This window comes from Pseudoclavibacter sp. JSM 162008 (assembly GCF_041366455.1).
Lineage (GTDB): Bacteria > Actinomycetota > Actinomycetes > Actinomycetales > Microbacteriaceae > Pseudoclavibacter.
Genome location: NZ_JBEWYX010000007.1, coordinates 17,802 through 33,294, shown reverse-complemented (window position 1 = coordinate 33,294; position 15,493 = coordinate 17,802). Strand labels below are relative to the sequence as shown.

Here is a 15,493-nt window from a genome sequence, read left to right as displayed (position 1 = left end):
CACCGTGGTCGGCGAGCGCGCATCCGGCATATTTCGGCGGGTGACCACCCACGACCCGCTGCTCAACATCAGCCAGAAGTGCACCATGCACACCACCTGCAGCACATCGGTGACGATCTGCACTCGCCCCCCGCTTCCGCGTTTCTAGAGTTCTCAACTAATCAGACGCACGCAGCGGAAGGCGCACTACATGACCAGCTACAGGGTGTCCATGGACATCGGCGGAACATTCACTGACATTGTCCGGTTCGACGAGGAAACCGGCGAGTTCAGCGCAACGAAATCCTCAACCACACCTGGCCAGCTGAGCACGGGCGTGCTCAGCGGCCTCGAATCGATCGTCGGCGATCTCACCGACATCGACTTCCTCGTCCACGGCACGACCCAGGGGCTCAATGCGTTCCTCGAGCGACGCGGTGTACGGGTGCTGCTCCTCGCAACGCAGGGTGTCGAGGACGTCTACCACATCGCCCGCGGACCACGCACTCGCCTCTACGACGCGCAGTACCACAAGCCAGAACCCCTCGTCGAGCGCAAGGATGTCGTCGGCATCGTCGGCCGCTTCCAGTACGACGGCACCGAACTCCAGCCGCTCGACGAAGCCGCCGTGCGTAGCGCGGCCGAGCGTGCGAAGGCGGAGGGCTACGGCGCCGTCGCCGTCGCCTACCTCTTCAGCTACCGCAACGCGGCCCACGAGCTCCGGACCCGCGAGATCATCCGCGAGGTGCTCGGTGCCGACTTCACCGTGGCCCTCTCACATGAAGCGGCCAAGGAGTGGCGCGAGTACGAGCGCACCTCATCGGCCGTGATCGAGGCGTACACGGGCCCCGTGGTGCGCAACTACCTCGTCGATCTCGAGGAGAAGCTCAGCGACCGCGGTGTCGAGGCTCCCCTCCACATCATGCAGTCGTCCGGTGGTGTCCTCACGGCGAACTCCGCCCGCGAACGGCCCCTGCAGACGCTCCTCTCCGGTCCGGTCGGCGGTGCCATCGGCGGCGAGGCCCTCGCGAAGATCGTTGGCAACAAGAACCTCATCGGCGTCGACATGGGCGGCACCTCCTTCGACGTCTCGCTCGTCGTCGACGGGGTTCCGGATGTCTCGACGGAGGCGACCCTTGAGGGCCTCCCGATGCTCATGAGCATCGTCAACATCCACACCATCGGCGCGGGCGGCGGCTCGGTGGCCTGGGTGGAGGCTGGCGGCCTTCGAGTCGGGCCGCGCTCGGCTGGCGCGCAGCCGGGACCCGCGTGCTACGGCCGTGGCGGCACCGAGCCGACCGTGACCGACGCCAACTTCGTCCTCGGGCGAGTGGATGCGAAGAACTTCGCAGGTGGGCAGATGAACCTCGACCGGGACGCGGCGAACGCTGCGCTCGAATCCGTCGGCGGCGAGCTGGGCCTCAGCGTCGTCGAGATGGCAGAGGGCATCTGCAACGTCGCGAACTCGCAGATGGCGCAGGCCATCCGCACCATCACCATCTCTCGCGGCATCGAGCCCCGCGACTTCTCGCTCGTGGCGTTCGGCGGCGCCGGCCCCATGCACGCGGTCTTCCTCGCGAAGGAGCTGGGCATCCGGGAGACCGTCGTGCCTCGCTTCCCCGGCGCCTTCTCGGCGTGGGGCATGCTGCAGGGCGATATCCGTCGAGACTTCACGGAGCCGTATTACTTCCTCGACGAGGACGTCGACGCGACGGACATGTCGCGGGTGCTGCGCGAGGTGGAATCGATGGCCCTGCACTCGCTCGAGAGCGAGGGCATCCCGGCCGATGACCGGCACGCGGAGCACGCCGTCGACGTCCGCTACGTCGGGCAGGAGTACTTCCTCACGATCCCCCTCGAGTCGGCCGACGAGCCCCTGACGGAAGGGTTCCTCACCTCACTCGGCGAGCGCTTCGCTGAGGCGTACGAGGCAAGGTACGGGCACTCGACGCTCGGTGCCCCACTCGAGATCGTGACCCTACGCACCCGGGTCGTGGGTCGCCTGAAGGGCGCATCCACCTACTACATCGGCGAAGCCGAATCGCCGTCCTTCACCCATGAGACCAGGAGGGTCATCTTCGACGGGCAGGAACTCGACACCCTCGTCACGGAGCGCGACGAGCTCCTCGCAGGTCACACCTTCACCGGCCCGGCGATCGTCATCGAGGCGACGGCCACAACCGTGGTTCCCCCGGGCTTCGAGGTCTCCGTCGACGCGCACGGCTCACTCATCATCACCAACCTCGACATCGAAAGTGAGGACTGAACCATGAGTTCCACCACAACCTTCGCTCCCGTCACGGTCGACCCGGTCACCGTGGAGATCATCCGCAACGCCCTCACGAGCGCAGCCGAGGACATGAACGCCACGCTCATCCGCTCGGCCTACTCGATGATCATCTACGAGGGCGGTGACTGCGTGGTCGCTCTCCTCGACAAGAACCACGCGGTGCTCGGTCAGTCCGCGGGGCTCCCCCTCTTCCTCGGCAACATCGAGACGTGCTCGAGAGCGGTCGAGGAGAAGTACGGGCGCGACGTCTGGCAGGAGGACGACGTCTGGATCCTCAACGACTCGTACATCGGCGGCACGCACCTCAACGACGTCACGATCTTCGCGCCGGTCTTCGTCGACGGTGGCCTCGTCGGGTTCTCGGCCACCCGCGCGCACTGGATGGACGTGGGCGGCAAGGATGTCGGGGCCTCGATGGATTCGACGAGCATCTTCCAGGAGGGCTTCCGTATGGGGCCGGTGAAGCTGATGTCGGCCGGCGTCGAGACCGACGTCGTCGAACTCATCCAGACGAACACCCGCTTCCCCTATCAGACCATCGGCGACATGCACGCGATGGTGGCGGCCCTCCGGATGGGTGCTGTGCGGATGCAGGAACTGGTTCGCAAGTATGGGATCGACGTCATCGAGACGGCGCGCGACGAGATCTTCCGCCAGACCGAGGCGCTGGAGCTCGAGCGGGTGCGGGATATCCCGGACGGCGTCTACTCGGCTGAGGGCGTGCTCGACAACGACGGCATCAACCTGGACGTGCCGATCCCGATCAAGCTCGTCGTGACGGTGTCAGGCAACCAGATCGAGTTCGATGTCACCGAGTCGGCTGACCAGACCGAGGGGCCGGTGAACTGCGGGGTCGCGCAGACGATCTCGGCGCTGCGGGTCGGTTACAAGATCCTCGTCAGCCCGGAGAGCAACTCCAACGGCGGTTCGTTCCGCCCGCTGACCGTCAAGGTGCGAGAGGGTTCCGTGCTCGGGGCAGTCGCCCCCGCCGCCTGCCAGTGGTACTTCTCCCACCTCGGAATGCTCATCGACATGGTGTCCCGCGCGTTGGCACCAGCACTCCCGGATCGGGTCGCTGCGGCCAGCCACGGTGACTCGATGATCCTAACGAGTGCCGGATTCGACCCGCGCGTCGGGCGCGAGTGGGTCTCCATGGAGGCGACCCTCGGCGGCTGGGGTGCGTGGAACGGTGCGGACGGCGAGTCGGCGCTCATCAACAACGTCAACGGCTCGCTGCAGGACTTCCCCATCGAGATGGTCGAGACCAAGTGGCCGTTCCGCATCCGCGAGTACTCTATCCGTCCCGACTCCGGCGGAGCTGGCCAGTGGCGCGGCGGCAACGGCGTCGTGCGCGAGTACGAGTTCCTCGCCGACGGCGTCTTCGGCCTCTGGTTCGAGCGTTCGAAGACTCCCGCGTGGGGGCTCTTCGAGGGCAGCGGCGCCACGGGCCCCGAGGTGGTCATCAACCCAGGCACCGCAGAGGAGAAGCGCACGCTGAAGCTCAACGCGGAACCCGCGAAGAAGGGCACTGTCGTGCGCCTCGCCGTCGGCGGCGGAGGCGGATACGGCAACGCAAGCAAGCGTGACCCTGCGGCCATTCGCTACGACGTCGAGAACGGCTTCATCACGGCAGAACGAGCCGCAGCCGACTACGGCTACCAGCCAACATCCTGATCCCCCTAGCGACACTCACTCCCCTCCAGAGAAAGAGCACTCATCATGAAGACTAGGAATGCTGTCCTCCTCCCGGGCATCGCGCTCGCCTCGGTCGCCGTTCTCGCCGGCTGCAGTGGCGCTGCACCGGAGGCAACCGCCAGCGGCGGCGAGGAAACACTGAACATCGGGTTCTTCGGCTTCGCGGCCGCCAACTCTTTCGCACAGGGCACGTGGGGCGGGGTCGAAGCCGCTGCGGAAGAGCTCGGCGCGACCGCGGAGTTCGTGGATTCGAACTTCGACGGGCAGCTGCAGGCGCAGCAGATCACCGACGCCGTCACGACAGGCCAGTTCGACGTCATCATCATCCAGGCGAACGACAACCTCGCGGTCCAGCAGCCGCTGGAGTCGGCGATCTCGGCAGGGATCACGGTCGTCGTCGAGTTCACCGCAGTGGGGCCGGACTTCGAGATGGTGGACCCGCAGATCGAGGGCGCCATCTCGATTGTCGATCCGGCTGTGACCAACGGCGAGAAGCTCGGCGAGATGGGGCTCCTCGCGTGCGAAGAGGCCGGGTCCGACCCCTGCAAGGTCGCGTACATGGAGGGGTTCCGCACCCTCGCCCTCGACAATGCCCGCACGCAGGCCGTGGTCGACACCCTCACCGAGGGCGGCGCTGACGTCGTCGCCAAGGTCGAGGGCGGCTACACGGCGGACACCGGCCAGGCCGCGTTCCAGGACATCATCACAGCCAACCCGGACGTCGACGTGGTCATCGGCTCAGCACAGGCGGTGGGCGGCGCGAAGCTCGCGGCGGGCGCCGACAGCGATGTGCTGTTCGTCGGCAACGGCTCATCCAGGCAGGCCATCGAAGCCGTCAAGAACGGCGACTGGTTCGCGACGTACTCGCTCGACAACTACGCGAACGGGTACAAGGCCGCTGAGCTCGGCATCGGCAAGCACAACGGCGAAGAGGTCGAAGTCGCCATCAACGAGGCCGACCTCGCACCTGGCAAGGGCATCGGCACCGCCGAGAACCTCGAGGGCTTCGAGTCGACCTACGACGACTGACCCGGTTGCCTGGCGGGGCGTGACGCCCCGCCAGGCCCCCAGGCCCGATGACCGCAGACACGAGAGGAAGCAGCTGTGGACAGCACCGCGGTACTCCCCCGCACACCAACCATCGGACTCGACGGAGTCGGGAAGTCCTACAACGGCGTCTCCGTGCTGCGCGACGTCACCCTCGAGATCGTGCCAGGCGAGATCCACGGTCTCCTCGGCGAGAACGGTGCGGGCAAGTCGACGCTCCTCAAGATCCTGGGCGGCGCGATCCCCGCAGACGCCGGCACGCTCACCTTCGACGGCACCCCCATCCGGCTCTCGAGCCCTCGCGACTCGATCGCACACGGCGTCTCGCTCATCGCTCAGGAGCTGGCGCTGCTTCCGAGGCGCACGGTGCTCGAGAACGTCTTCCTCGGGCGCTGGGCGAACGCGGCCGGTTTCGCGACGCCTGCCGCCGACCGGATGGAGTTCGACCGCCTCTGCGAGGAGTCGGGATTCGACCTCGACCCGTCGGCGCTTGTCGGTTCGCTCCCGCTCGGCAAGGCGCAGCAGGTCGAGATCCTGAAGGCCCTGGCTCGAGGGTCCCGAGTGCTCTGCTTGGACGAGCCGACGGCCGCGCTCGGCGAGGGAGAGAAGGAGCAGCTCCTCGCCGTGCTCCGGGCCCTCGCAGCCAGGGGCACGACGATCGTCATCGTGTCGCACTTCCTTGAGGAGGTGCTCGGTATCGCCGACCGGATCACCGTGCTGCGAGACGGGGCGCAGATCACGACGGAACCCGCCGCCGGGCACTCCACCGAGTCGCTGGTGCGGCTCATGGTCGGGCGCGAGGTCGCCGCGCTCTCGCGAACTCCGGAACCCATCCAGGCGGATGCTCCTGTTGTGCTCCGAGCATCTGGCATGAGCAGCGCTCGAGTCACGGACATCTCCCTCGACGTCAGACGGGGCGAGATCCTCGGCCTGGCCGGGCTCGTCGGCAGCGGCAGATCAGAGGTGCTCCGGGCGCTGTTCGGTGCCGACAGGATCAGCGCTGGGACGATCGAGGTCGACGGATCCGAGGTCAAGCGCAACAGCATCCGCCAGATGATCGACCGAGGCCTCGCGCTTGTTCCCGAGTCGCGGAAGGAGAGCGGCCTCGTGCTGCGCCGAGACACCGTCGAGAACATCGCCCTGCCGTCGCTCGCATCCAGGCAGACGGGCGGGATCCTGCACCGTCGGGCGGAGCGGCAGTCGGTCGACCGCGTCATCGCGACCGTCGACGTGCGCGGCACCGTACGCAACGTGCCGCTTGGTGCGCTCTCCGGTGGCAACCAGCAGAAGGCGCTCTTCGGGAAGTGGCTCATCACTCCCCCGAAGGTGTTCCTCATCGACGAACCGACTCGAGGCGTCGATATCGGCGCCAAGGTCAACATCCACAACCTCATCCTCGACCTCGCCGCAGCCGGCACAGCGGTCATCGTCGTGAGCTCCGAGCTCGAAGAGGTGATGGCGCTCGCGCATCGGATCCTCGTGATGCGCCACGGCCGCATCGCCGCCGAGTTCACGAGTCCCGCCGACCGCGAGGACATCATGTCCGCCGCTTTTCTCTAGGAGTTGAACACCGTGACCACTGACACCGTGCCCGTCGAGGCCGAGACGCGGCCGCTGCATAAGCGCATCGATCTCAAGGACTTCGGCATCCTCGGCGGCCTGCTCGCCATCATCGTCTACCTGAGCCTCTCGACGTCGACGTTCCTCACCGGCCAGAACATCGTGAACCTCCTCGACCAGGCCGTCGTCATAGGACTGCTCGCTGTCGGGGCGACGCTCTGCATCGTCTCTGGCGTCTTCGACCTCTCCTCCTCCGCGACCCTGGCCGTCTCCGCGATCGCGGGCGTCTACTTCACCTCGCAGTTCGGGGTCGGGGTGGGCTTCGCGCTCGCCCTGCTGGTCGGAGCACTGCTCGGCACCTTCACCGGCACGATGATCGTGGCAACACGGGTGAACTCCTTCATCGGCTCCCTCGCCATCAGCATCATCTACCGCGGCCTTGCCGTGGTGCTCACGGGCGGCATGATCCTCGCCGTTCCGGCCGAGCATCTCGAGGGCTTCCGGGTCTGGGCGACACCCGTGTTCGGCGGCATCTCTGGCGGCACGATCCTTTTCGCGGTCGCGGCGCTCGTGCTCGGCTTCGTCCTCTGGGGCACCACGTTCGGCCGACGCATCTACGCCGTCGGTGGCAACGAGGAGGCGGCTCGTCTCTCTGGCGTTCGGACCCCGCTCATCCACATCTCCGTGTTCGCCATCAACGGCGTCTGCGCGGCCGCCGCCGGCATGGTCCTGGCCTCCAGGGCGGGCTCCGCCCAACCGTCACTCGGAACGGGGATGGAGCTCACCGCGATCGCCGCCGTCGTCATCGGCGGGACGAGCATCCTGGGCGGTGCCGGTGCCGTCTGGCGCACGGTCGTCGGCGTGATCATCCTCACGGTCATCGGCAACGGCTTCAATCTCCTCCGCTGGGACACGACCTACCAGCAGGTCGTCACAGGCGCGCTGATCCTCATCGCGGTCGCGGCGGATGCGTGGTTGTCACGGAAGTCGAGACGGGCGGGAGGATAGACCCGACAGCGTGCCGCGCGTCCGCGCGAAAGGCTGGCGCAGGCGGCGTCATCAGGCGCACGATGCAGTGAACTGGAGCGAGGAGGCACCATGCGGATCGGCGTTCGCGTGTCCGAAGACGAAATATCGGCAGTCGGAGTGCTCGGAGACGGCCGAGTGCTCTCGGCAGGGGCCAGGTCGCAGCTCGGCTTCGTGGCCTCCGTCGCCGCGGCGATCGCCGAGCTGCGTGACGCAGGCGGGGAACGGATCTCCTCGGTGGTGTTCGACGTGAGCGAGGTGCTGGCTCTCGACGCCAGCGCGAACGTGACGTCGGTGCTCATCGAGCCCCGGTCCCCGCTCGAACCGCGCACGCACTTCTGGGCGGCCGAGGACATCCCCGTGCGAGTCGAGGCGCTGCGAGGCGGCCACAACGCGCTCGGCCACGAGCTCGTGGAGCTGAGCACCGCGGAGCTGCACCGCCTTGTCGACCGGGTGCCGGCCGGGGCGCAGATCGTTGTCTCCGCCGCCGGTTCCCCCGTAAACGCCGAGCACGAGCGCCGCACGGCGGCCGCCTTCCGGGCGCGATCCTCAGCCGCGAGCGTGGTCGAGTCGAGTTCGTTCTCCAGCGACAGCCTCCTCTCGCGAGAGTTCACCGCGGTCGTGAACTCGCTGCTGCTCACGAGCGCCGAACTGCTCGCCTCGGGGCTGGCCGACGCCGTCGCGACGCTCGCTGACGACGCCGTGCGGGCGTTCGTCACGACCAACGACGGTGGATGCACGCCGCTCAGCCGACTCCCCATCACCCCGGTCCACTCGTTCCGCGCGCAACCGTCGGTGTCGCTGATCGGCGCAGCGACGATCGTCGGCAGGTCGGAAGGGTGGATCGTGATCGCGAGAGAGGGCGGCGTCGTGATCGGCGAACTCATCGACGGTCTGCCGGCGATGCTGAACCGCACCGATCTTCCCGGGGGCGCATCCCTCGCCTCGAGCGCGGCCCGAGTCGTGCCGCTCACGGAGATCCTCCTCGCCGGTTCAGCGACACCGACGGCGACGGTACTGGTGCCGGGCGGCGAGAGGGTCCTCGCCCCCTTCGGACTCGCGCCGTCGGCGGTCACCGGCGAGGACCTCGTCGCGGTCGGCGCCGCCGTCGCACCCATGTCGTACTGGCACCACAGCGTGACGACGGCGCTCGACACGGCAGGCATGAACCGGGCGCTCCAACACGGCGAGACCGTCGCTCGCGCCAACCTCGTGGCGGCGGGGGCGGAACCGGCGGGTGTGCGCATCGCCGAATCCCGCGTGCTCAGCACCGCATACGGCGAGACCCACATGGTGCGCATCCGCGTGCGCGGCGTCGCCCAGACAGCGAAGCCGGGGCTCGATGCCTCCCAGCTCCCCGAGGGTTCGCGCACGCCGGTCGCCGGCACCGTCCCGAGCCTGGGAGCTGGCGCGTGAAGCGAGAGCTGACTGAGGCCGACGTGCGCCACCTCTGCACTGGCGCACTGTTCGTCGCCTGCACCGTCGACCACGGCGGCAGCCTCCAGTACCGCAACCTCGCGCTCTCCGCCATGTCCGCCACCGGCCGCAGGCCCCTGCTCGTCTCGCCTGACGAGCTCGACCGCGACGCCATGTCAGCGTCACTCGGGTTCGTGAACAAGGGCCTCATGCCCTCGGAGATGATTCCAGTGGGAGACGAGTTCGAGACGGCACTAGAGCTCCTCGCCGCGCACCTCGGCCAGCCGCTCCAAGGCGTCTTCCCGTTGGCCGCGGCGAGCATCAACGCCATCGTGCCGCTGTACGTCGCGCTCCGCACGGGCCTGCCCCTGGTAGATGCCGACCCCATGGGTCGCGTCTTCCCGCTGCTCGATCAGACGACGTTCGCGCTCGCCGGCCTCAACGCAGGCCCCATCGGGCTCACGGGCCCGACGGGCGAGACCGCCGTCCTCGAAGTCCTCACCCCCGCTCGCGCGGAACGCATCGTGCGCGCGCTGGCCGCCGAGCTCGGCGGCTGGGCCGCGACAGCCTCGTACCCGGTCACGGGGGCGCAACTCGTGCAGCACGGGGTCGTCGGCAGCATCAGTCGCCTCATCGATATCGGCCGCATCCTGGACTCAGAGAAGTTCACCCACGAGAAGCATGCTGAGCTGACCAGGCTCCTCGGGATGAAGAAGGCCATCCGCGCTCGTGTCACCGCCGTGGAGGGTCTGTCCCGCCCCACCCTGCCCGGCCTCCCCGACCGGCCGTCGAGCGTCACGCTCGTGGACGAGGCGCAGGGGCGGATCATCCGCCTCGAGATTCAGAACGAGATCCTCATGATGCTCGTCGACGGAGCCGTGCACGCGATCATCCCGGACATCATCACGATGCTGAGGCCAGAGGACGCGGGAGTGACGAGCCTGGAGGATCTCTGGGTCGGCAACAAGCTCGACCTCGTGTCGTTCCCTGCCGCCGAGCAGTGGTACACGCCAGACGGGCTGTCGCTGCTGGCTCCGATGACCACCCACTCCGTCAGTGGCCTCGGCGAGAGGGGCCGCCGGTGATCGCTCCACGTCGAGGTGTGAACCTCACCGACCTCCTCGCCTCGCAGTCGGGCGACGAGCTCACTCCGCATCACCTGCCCGCGCACCCGCAGGCAGTGCGCGAGGTGATCATCATCACCAACGTCGACGACGTGCTCGGCGTCGGCCCCGACAGCATCGTGCTTCTCGGCGAAGAGCTGGCGCTCGGCGGCTGGGTCGTCTCGGTCGCGCTCCGCTACGCGTGGGAGCGGCACGCCGTCGCCGTGATCGTCTCCGAGCAGGTGTTCTCCGACTCGATCATCGAACTGGCCAGGCGCTTCGGCGTCGCGCTCCTCACCACGAGCTCCACGATCGACCGAGCGGCGGTGTCGCTCGCCAGAGAGCTCGGAGCGCTGGAGGCCGGCGTGCTGAGCCGACTGGATGCGCTGCAGTCGCGCGTCGCCAGATCGACGTCGCCGCAACGGGCGCTCGAGGCGCTTGCCTTGGAGTTCGGAGGCGCAGGGGTGCACCTCGTGGTGGGTGGCATCGAGCTGTTCGGCGCCGGACAACCGCCGGCGGACGCCATCGAGGTTCGCCGCGTGCTGAACCCCCGAGCGTACGACTGCGAGCTGCGTGCCCTCGTTGCACGCGGCCAGCAGGAGTTCGCCGACCAGGCGCTCGCGAGAGCCGCCGCGACCATCCACTCGCTCCTTATGGCTCAAGAGCTCGCCGACATCGACGCGGCCGCGCCGCTGCTCAGCTTCGCAGAGCTCGCCGGCACGCCCGCGGCACCCTCCCTGGACCGCGAGGCCACCGTGAGATCCCCCCGCGATGACGCACGTGCGCGGCACGGGGCACCGCTGACGGTGGTCGTGCTGCGGGTCGAACACGACGATGATCTGGCCGCCGCGCGCCTCGCGCCGGTCGTCTCGCAACGGTGGCGGACCGCGTTCCCCAAGCTGCCTCTGGCCCGCGCATCCGGCGGCTGGTTCGCGTTCGTGCCGCAGGAGCGAGCGGAATCCGAGCTGCGGCGCAGCCTCGAAGGCCTCCTGTCCGGTCTGGGCGGCGAGGCACGTCGACTTGAACTGGCCGTGGGCCTCGCATCGGGGTCGGCGGGAGAGGAATCGGCGCTGCTGCGGCGTGCGCATCTCGCTTCACGACTCGCGCGCAGGAGCGAGATCGTCGATGTCGAGAACATCGGCGTCCCATTGCTTCGCCGGTTGCTACCCCGCGAAGATGCGCTGGCGCTTGCCGAGGTCAGCTACCCGGACCTTCTCGCGGATCCGCAGGCAGACGAGGTCATGCGAGCCGTGCTCGCCTACCTCGACGCGGCGGGGTCCGGCACGGCCGCGGCCATGCGGCTCGGGGTGCACCGCAACACGCTGCAGGGGCGGCTGCGTCGCGCCGCCGAGCTCGGGATCAGCCCTGATCGGCCAGAGCTGATCCTGCCGGTGCACCTGCTCCTCACAGCGCTTGTCGCCGACAGCCCCCAACAGCTCCTCCCCCTTACCGACCGAACCAACCACGAATCGGAGTCCCACGAATGACCGCACCCGCACAGCTCTCCCTCGCCGATGCCGCCAGGGAGGCGGCGACGAGGCTCTCGAGCATCCTCGTCACCATGACCGCTCTCACGCCGGACGGCACGGAGGTGTCCCGCCTGTACTCGACGCATCCCGATACCTACGCGGTCGGCGGCCGCAAGCGCATGGACCCGTCGCAGACCTCGCCGCTCTGGAAGACGCAGGTCGTGGAAGGGCAGCAGGCGTTCCTTGGCGCCGACCGCGACGCGGTGCGCGAGTTCTTCTTCGACTGGGAGACCATCGAGGGCCTCGGCTGCGGTGCGATCGTGAACACTCCCGTGGTGCTCGACGGAGAGACCATCGGCTCCATCAACTTCCTCGGCAGCGAAGGGAGCCTGACTTCCGATTCGGTCGAAGTGGCGCTCGACATCACGGCCCGGGCGACTGCAGCCGTCGCGGCAGCCCGAGCAGAAGCGTTCCCCGAGGTGTCCCGATGACCCGCTTCACCACGCGGGGCGGGTCGCTCCGCATCCGCAACGGACTCGTCTTCGACGGCACGTCTGAGTCACTCGAGGCCAGGGACGTGCTGATCGTGGACGGTCTCATCGTGGACGAGCAGACCGTCGACGCCGCGTCACGAGACGTGCCGACGCTCGACGCGAAGGGCGGCCTGGTCACTCCCGGTTTCATCGACGCACACCTGCACGCGTACGCCCTCTCGCTCACGCTGCTCACCAACGAGACCCGCCTGCTCAGCTACGTGGCGCTTGTCGCGAAGCAGCGGCTCGGGCGCACCTTGCACCGCGGATTCACGACGGTGCGAGACGTCGCGGGCGGCGATGCTGGTCTCCACCGAGGCATCCAAGAGGGGCTCATCGAGTCGCCGCGCTACTACTACACGGGTGCGGCCCTGAGCCAGACCGGCGGGCACGGCGACCCGACCGGTGCCGACGATACGCTCTGCTTCCACTCGGGGCCGGGCCTGGAGATCGTTGACGGCGTCGAGGCCCTGCGCCGCGCGGTTCGAACTCGGATGCACGGGGGCGCGCACGCCATCAAGATCATGGCTTCCGGCGGGGTCACCTCTCCCTCCGATCCGCTCAAGATCCCGCAGTACTCGCTCGAAGAGATCAAGGTCGTCGCCGAGGAGGCGGGGCGCCGCGGCTCGTACGTCGCCGCACACGCGTACTCCCCCGACTCCATCCAGCATGCACTGCTCGGCGGAGTGCGCTCGATCGAGCACGGCAACCTGTTAGATCCGCCAACCGCGCAGGCGATGCGCGAGGCGGGAGCCTACCTCGTTCCGACACTCGTGACCTATGACGCGATGTCGCGCCACGGGCGATCGTTGGGGATGACGAAAGTCGGACTGAGCAAGAACGCGGAGGTGCTTGAGCAGGGGAAACACGCCATCGAGCTCGCCCGAGACGCCGGCGTGCCCGTCGGGTTCGGCTCCGACCTCATGGGTGATCTCGAGAGCGAGCAGCTGCAGGGGCTCCGACTGCAGAGCGACGTCACGGGCGTGCTCGAGCTGCTGCGCAGCCTCACATCGGTCAACGCGGCCCTGCTCCGAGAGGATCGGCTCGGCCGCATCGGCGCCGGCGCGTTCGGCGACGTGCTCATCTTCGACGGCAACCCCTTTGAGACGCCGGAGCTGCTGTGGTCACGGCAGCGGCCCCGCGTCGTGCTGGACGGTGTTCCCATCGCGGCGTCGGCATCGGCAGCGGCTTCGCAGTGAACCGGGTTGTGCTGCGCGGGGTCTGGGCGGACGACAGCGGCATCGGTTCGGGAACCGGTCCCGACGCCGGTACCGGTGCGTCGTTCGGTGCCAGATCAATCGACGGCTTCGCCGCTCGGCTTGGTCAGACTCGAATCGAAGAGGAGGGCGGCGAGGTCGTGTGCTCCACAGGGCTGGGCTTCAGCGCATCCGGGAACGCCGCTCAGCTTCGCTTAGCGGCGAGCGCGGGGGCGCGGCGTGTCTCCCAGGCGCTGCCAACCGGGTCGGCGGAACGTGCATCCGTCGACCTGGTGGTGGACCTCGATTCGTTCTTCGACCGGGGGGCGGGTCCGGCGGAAGTGCAGCGCTCGGCCACGCTCGCTGGGGCGTCAGAGGGCGGCTACGAGTTCCGGATGCTGGACTCGATGAACCTGCGATCGTCGTCCCTCAGGGTCAGCATCCGGCAGCCGGACGGCGGCGCCACGCACGCGCCGCCCTTCGAGCTCGCTCTGGCACGAGCCGTCGCCCGTGCACGTGATCTCGTCAACCTTCCCGCTTCGGCCTTGACGCCGACGCTGTTCGCTGACCGGACCGCGGAGCTGCTGCTCCCACTCGGCGTGAGCGTGGCACGCCGCGACGCGGCTGAGCTCGAAGCCCAGGGCTTCGGCGGGATTACCGCGATTGGCAAGGGCGCGGACAATTCTCCCGTGCTGCTCGAGTTGGCGTTCGGCGAGGACGCAGCCGAGTGCACGTTTGTCGGCAAGGGAGTCACCTACGACTCGGGTGGGCTGTCCTTGAAGTCTGCCGAGGCGCTCATGGATATGAAGTCGGACATGGCAGGCGCCGCGGCTCTCGTCGCGGTGTTCTCCCTGCTCACGCAGTTCGCACCGGGCAGGTCGTTTCGCGCCGTCATCGCGCTGGTCGAGAACATGCCTGGCCCGAAGTCCGTCCGTCCGGGCGACGTCGTCGTCCTGCGCGATGGATCGACGCTGGAGATCCTGAACACCGACTTCGAGGGGCGTGTGATTCTGGCGGATGCACTTGCGTTGGCTGCTGAGAGCCACCCAGCATCCATCATCGATCTCGCGACCCTCACCTATGCCGCGCACCACGCACTGGGTTCGCGATACGCCGCCCTGGTGGCGTCAGACGAACGGCTCACCGAAGCCCTGACCGATGCCGGCTCACGCTCGGGCGATCTCGTCTGGCGGATGCCGCTGCAGCCGGAGCTCGATGAACAGATTCGTTCGGACATCGCTGACTACAAAAACTTCCCCGGCAAGGCCGAGGCCCGCGTATCGACGGCTGCGCTGCTCCTGCATCAGTTCGTCGGCGGCATTCCGTGGGCACATATCGATATGGCCGGACCCGCCTTCAAGACATCTGTGGATGCCTTCTCGGCAAGCGGCGGCACCGGGTTCGGCGTGCGCCTGCTCACCGAGTTCATTGCTCGGGGCGGCGCAGGTCGCCGCTGACCCCCAGGCATACGGAGGCAGGGCGACCTCGCGGGCTCATGAACGGTGGATTCCTCGTATCTGGAACCCGGGACAGGCGGCTGTGTGCGCGGTGCACGTTCGAGCAGGTACGGATGCGCCAGCCAGACTGTTCGCGTACGGTCGCGCCATGACGACCCTACAGAACGTATCCCCCGCGTCCGGCGACTCGAACGACTCCTCGACGGGCGACGAGAACCTGCGCGACATCATCGAAGAGGTCGAGGGCGAGCACGGGCGCGACGGCGCGGCCGCGATGGCGGACAAGCTCCGCGACCGCACCGAAGAGACGCAGCAGGAGGAAGAGAACCCTGCCGAGGAGCAGAACTAGACGGATGGGCACGTCAGGCCGTTGTGACCGCTAGCGTCGTGTCATGACTCGCCCCGCCGCCACCCCAACCGTCCAGGTCGACGACGACCGATTCCGCGTGACCGAGTGGCACTTCGCGCCCGGCGCCGAGACCGGTTGGCACACGCACACGATGCCGTACGTCGTCGTGCCGCAGACGACCGGGACCCTGACCGTCGAGACCGAGACTGCTGACCCGTTCGCGATGGAGTGCACGGCGGGCGTCAGCTACAGCCGCGAGGCCGGCGCGCACCACAACATCGTGAACGACCGCGACGAGCAGTTCACGTTCGTGGAGGTCGAGGCGAAAGCGGCACCAGGGGCGTGAGTCACGCGCCACGGCGGCGCCTTCCGT

13 protein-coding genes are annotated in these 15,493 nt (G+C 68.1%); all 13 read left to right on the top strand.

The features are described 5' to 3' along the window. Nucleotides 1-190: 190 nt before the first annotated feature. The 13 genes from ABVF28_RS07575 (at nucleotide 191) to ABVF28_RS07515 (ending at nucleotide 15,466) form a co-directional block, all read left to right on the top strand. Nucleotides 191-2,245 carry a hydantoinase/oxoprolinase family protein gene (locus ABVF28_RS07575; RefSeq protein WP_371030051.1) on the top strand — a complete coding sequence of 685 codons (2,055 nt, stop codon included), beginning with the start codon at nucleotides 191-193 and terminating at the stop codon, nucleotides 2,243-2,245. A gap of 3 nt (nucleotides 2,246-2,248) precedes the next feature. Further along, nucleotides 2,249-3,943: a hydantoinase B/oxoprolinase family protein gene (locus tag ABVF28_RS07570; protein WP_371030050.1), complete on the top strand. Its 1,695-nt coding sequence runs from the start codon at nucleotides 2,249-2,251 to the stop codon at nucleotides 3,941-3,943. Nucleotides 3,944-3,988: 45 nt separating this feature from the next. Continuing rightward, a complete protein-coding gene (locus ABVF28_RS07565) occupies nucleotides 3,989-4,993 on the top strand; it encodes a sugar ABC transporter substrate-binding protein (RefSeq protein ID WP_371030049.1) in 1,005 nt (334 codons plus the stop codon). A 75-nt stretch (nucleotides 4,994-5,068) separates the two neighbouring features. Beyond that, entirely contained in the window at nucleotides 5,069-6,571 is a 1,503-nt protein-coding gene (locus ABVF28_RS07560) for a sugar ABC transporter ATP-binding protein (RefSeq protein ID WP_371030048.1), read from the top strand. A gap of 12 nt (nucleotides 6,572-6,583) precedes the next feature. Continuing rightward, nucleotides 6,584-7,579, top strand: coding sequence for an ABC transporter permease (locus ABVF28_RS07555; RefSeq protein ID WP_371030047.1), 996 nt, complete (start codon nucleotides 6,584-6,586; stop codon nucleotides 7,577-7,579). Between the two features lie 90 nt (nucleotides 7,580-7,669). Next, complete coding sequence (locus ABVF28_RS07550; protein ID WP_371030046.1) at nucleotides 7,670-9,013, top strand: hypothetical protein; 1,344 nt, start codon at nucleotides 7,670-7,672, stop codon at nucleotides 9,011-9,013. Then, a complete protein-coding gene (locus ABVF28_RS07545; RefSeq protein WP_371030045.1) occupies nucleotides 9,010-10,098 on the top strand; it encodes a DUF917 domain-containing protein in 1,089 nt (362 codons plus the stop codon). Before ABVF28_RS07550 ends, ABVF28_RS07545 begins: the two co-directional genes overlap by 4 nt. Next, nucleotides 10,095-11,603, top strand: a complete 1,509-nt coding sequence (locus ABVF28_RS07540) for a helix-turn-helix domain-containing protein (protein WP_371030044.1) — start codon at nucleotides 10,095-10,097, stop codon at nucleotides 11,601-11,603. Before ABVF28_RS07545 ends, ABVF28_RS07540 begins: the two co-directional genes overlap by 4 nt. Next, entirely contained in the window at nucleotides 11,600-12,076 is a 477-nt protein-coding gene (locus ABVF28_RS07535; RefSeq protein ID WP_371030043.1) for a GAF domain-containing protein, read from the top strand. The genes ABVF28_RS07540 and ABVF28_RS07535 overlap by 4 nt, the downstream gene beginning before the upstream one ends. Further along, nucleotides 12,073-13,317, top strand: a complete 1,245-nt coding sequence (locus ABVF28_RS07530; RefSeq protein WP_371030042.1) for an amidohydrolase family protein — start codon at nucleotides 12,073-12,075, stop codon at nucleotides 13,315-13,317. The genes ABVF28_RS07535 and ABVF28_RS07530 overlap by 4 nt, the downstream gene beginning before the upstream one ends. Nucleotides 13,318-13,709: 392 nt before the next feature. Then, entirely contained in the window at nucleotides 13,710-14,771 is a 1,062-nt protein-coding gene (locus ABVF28_RS07525) for a M17 family metallopeptidase (protein WP_371030148.1), read from the top strand. A gap of 148 nt (nucleotides 14,772-14,919) precedes the next feature. Continuing rightward, the gene (locus ABVF28_RS07520; protein WP_371030041.1) at nucleotides 14,920-15,120 is read left to right on the top strand and encodes a hypothetical protein; all 201 of its coding nucleotides are present in this window, start codon (nucleotides 14,920-14,922) and stop codon (nucleotides 15,118-15,120) included. A gap of 43 nt (nucleotides 15,121-15,163) precedes the next feature. After that, nucleotides 15,164-15,466 carry a cupin gene (locus ABVF28_RS07515; RefSeq protein WP_371030040.1) on the top strand — a complete coding sequence of 101 codons (303 nt, stop codon included), beginning with the start codon at nucleotides 15,164-15,166 and terminating at the stop codon, nucleotides 15,464-15,466. Nucleotides 15,467-15,493: the final 27 nt, after the last annotated feature.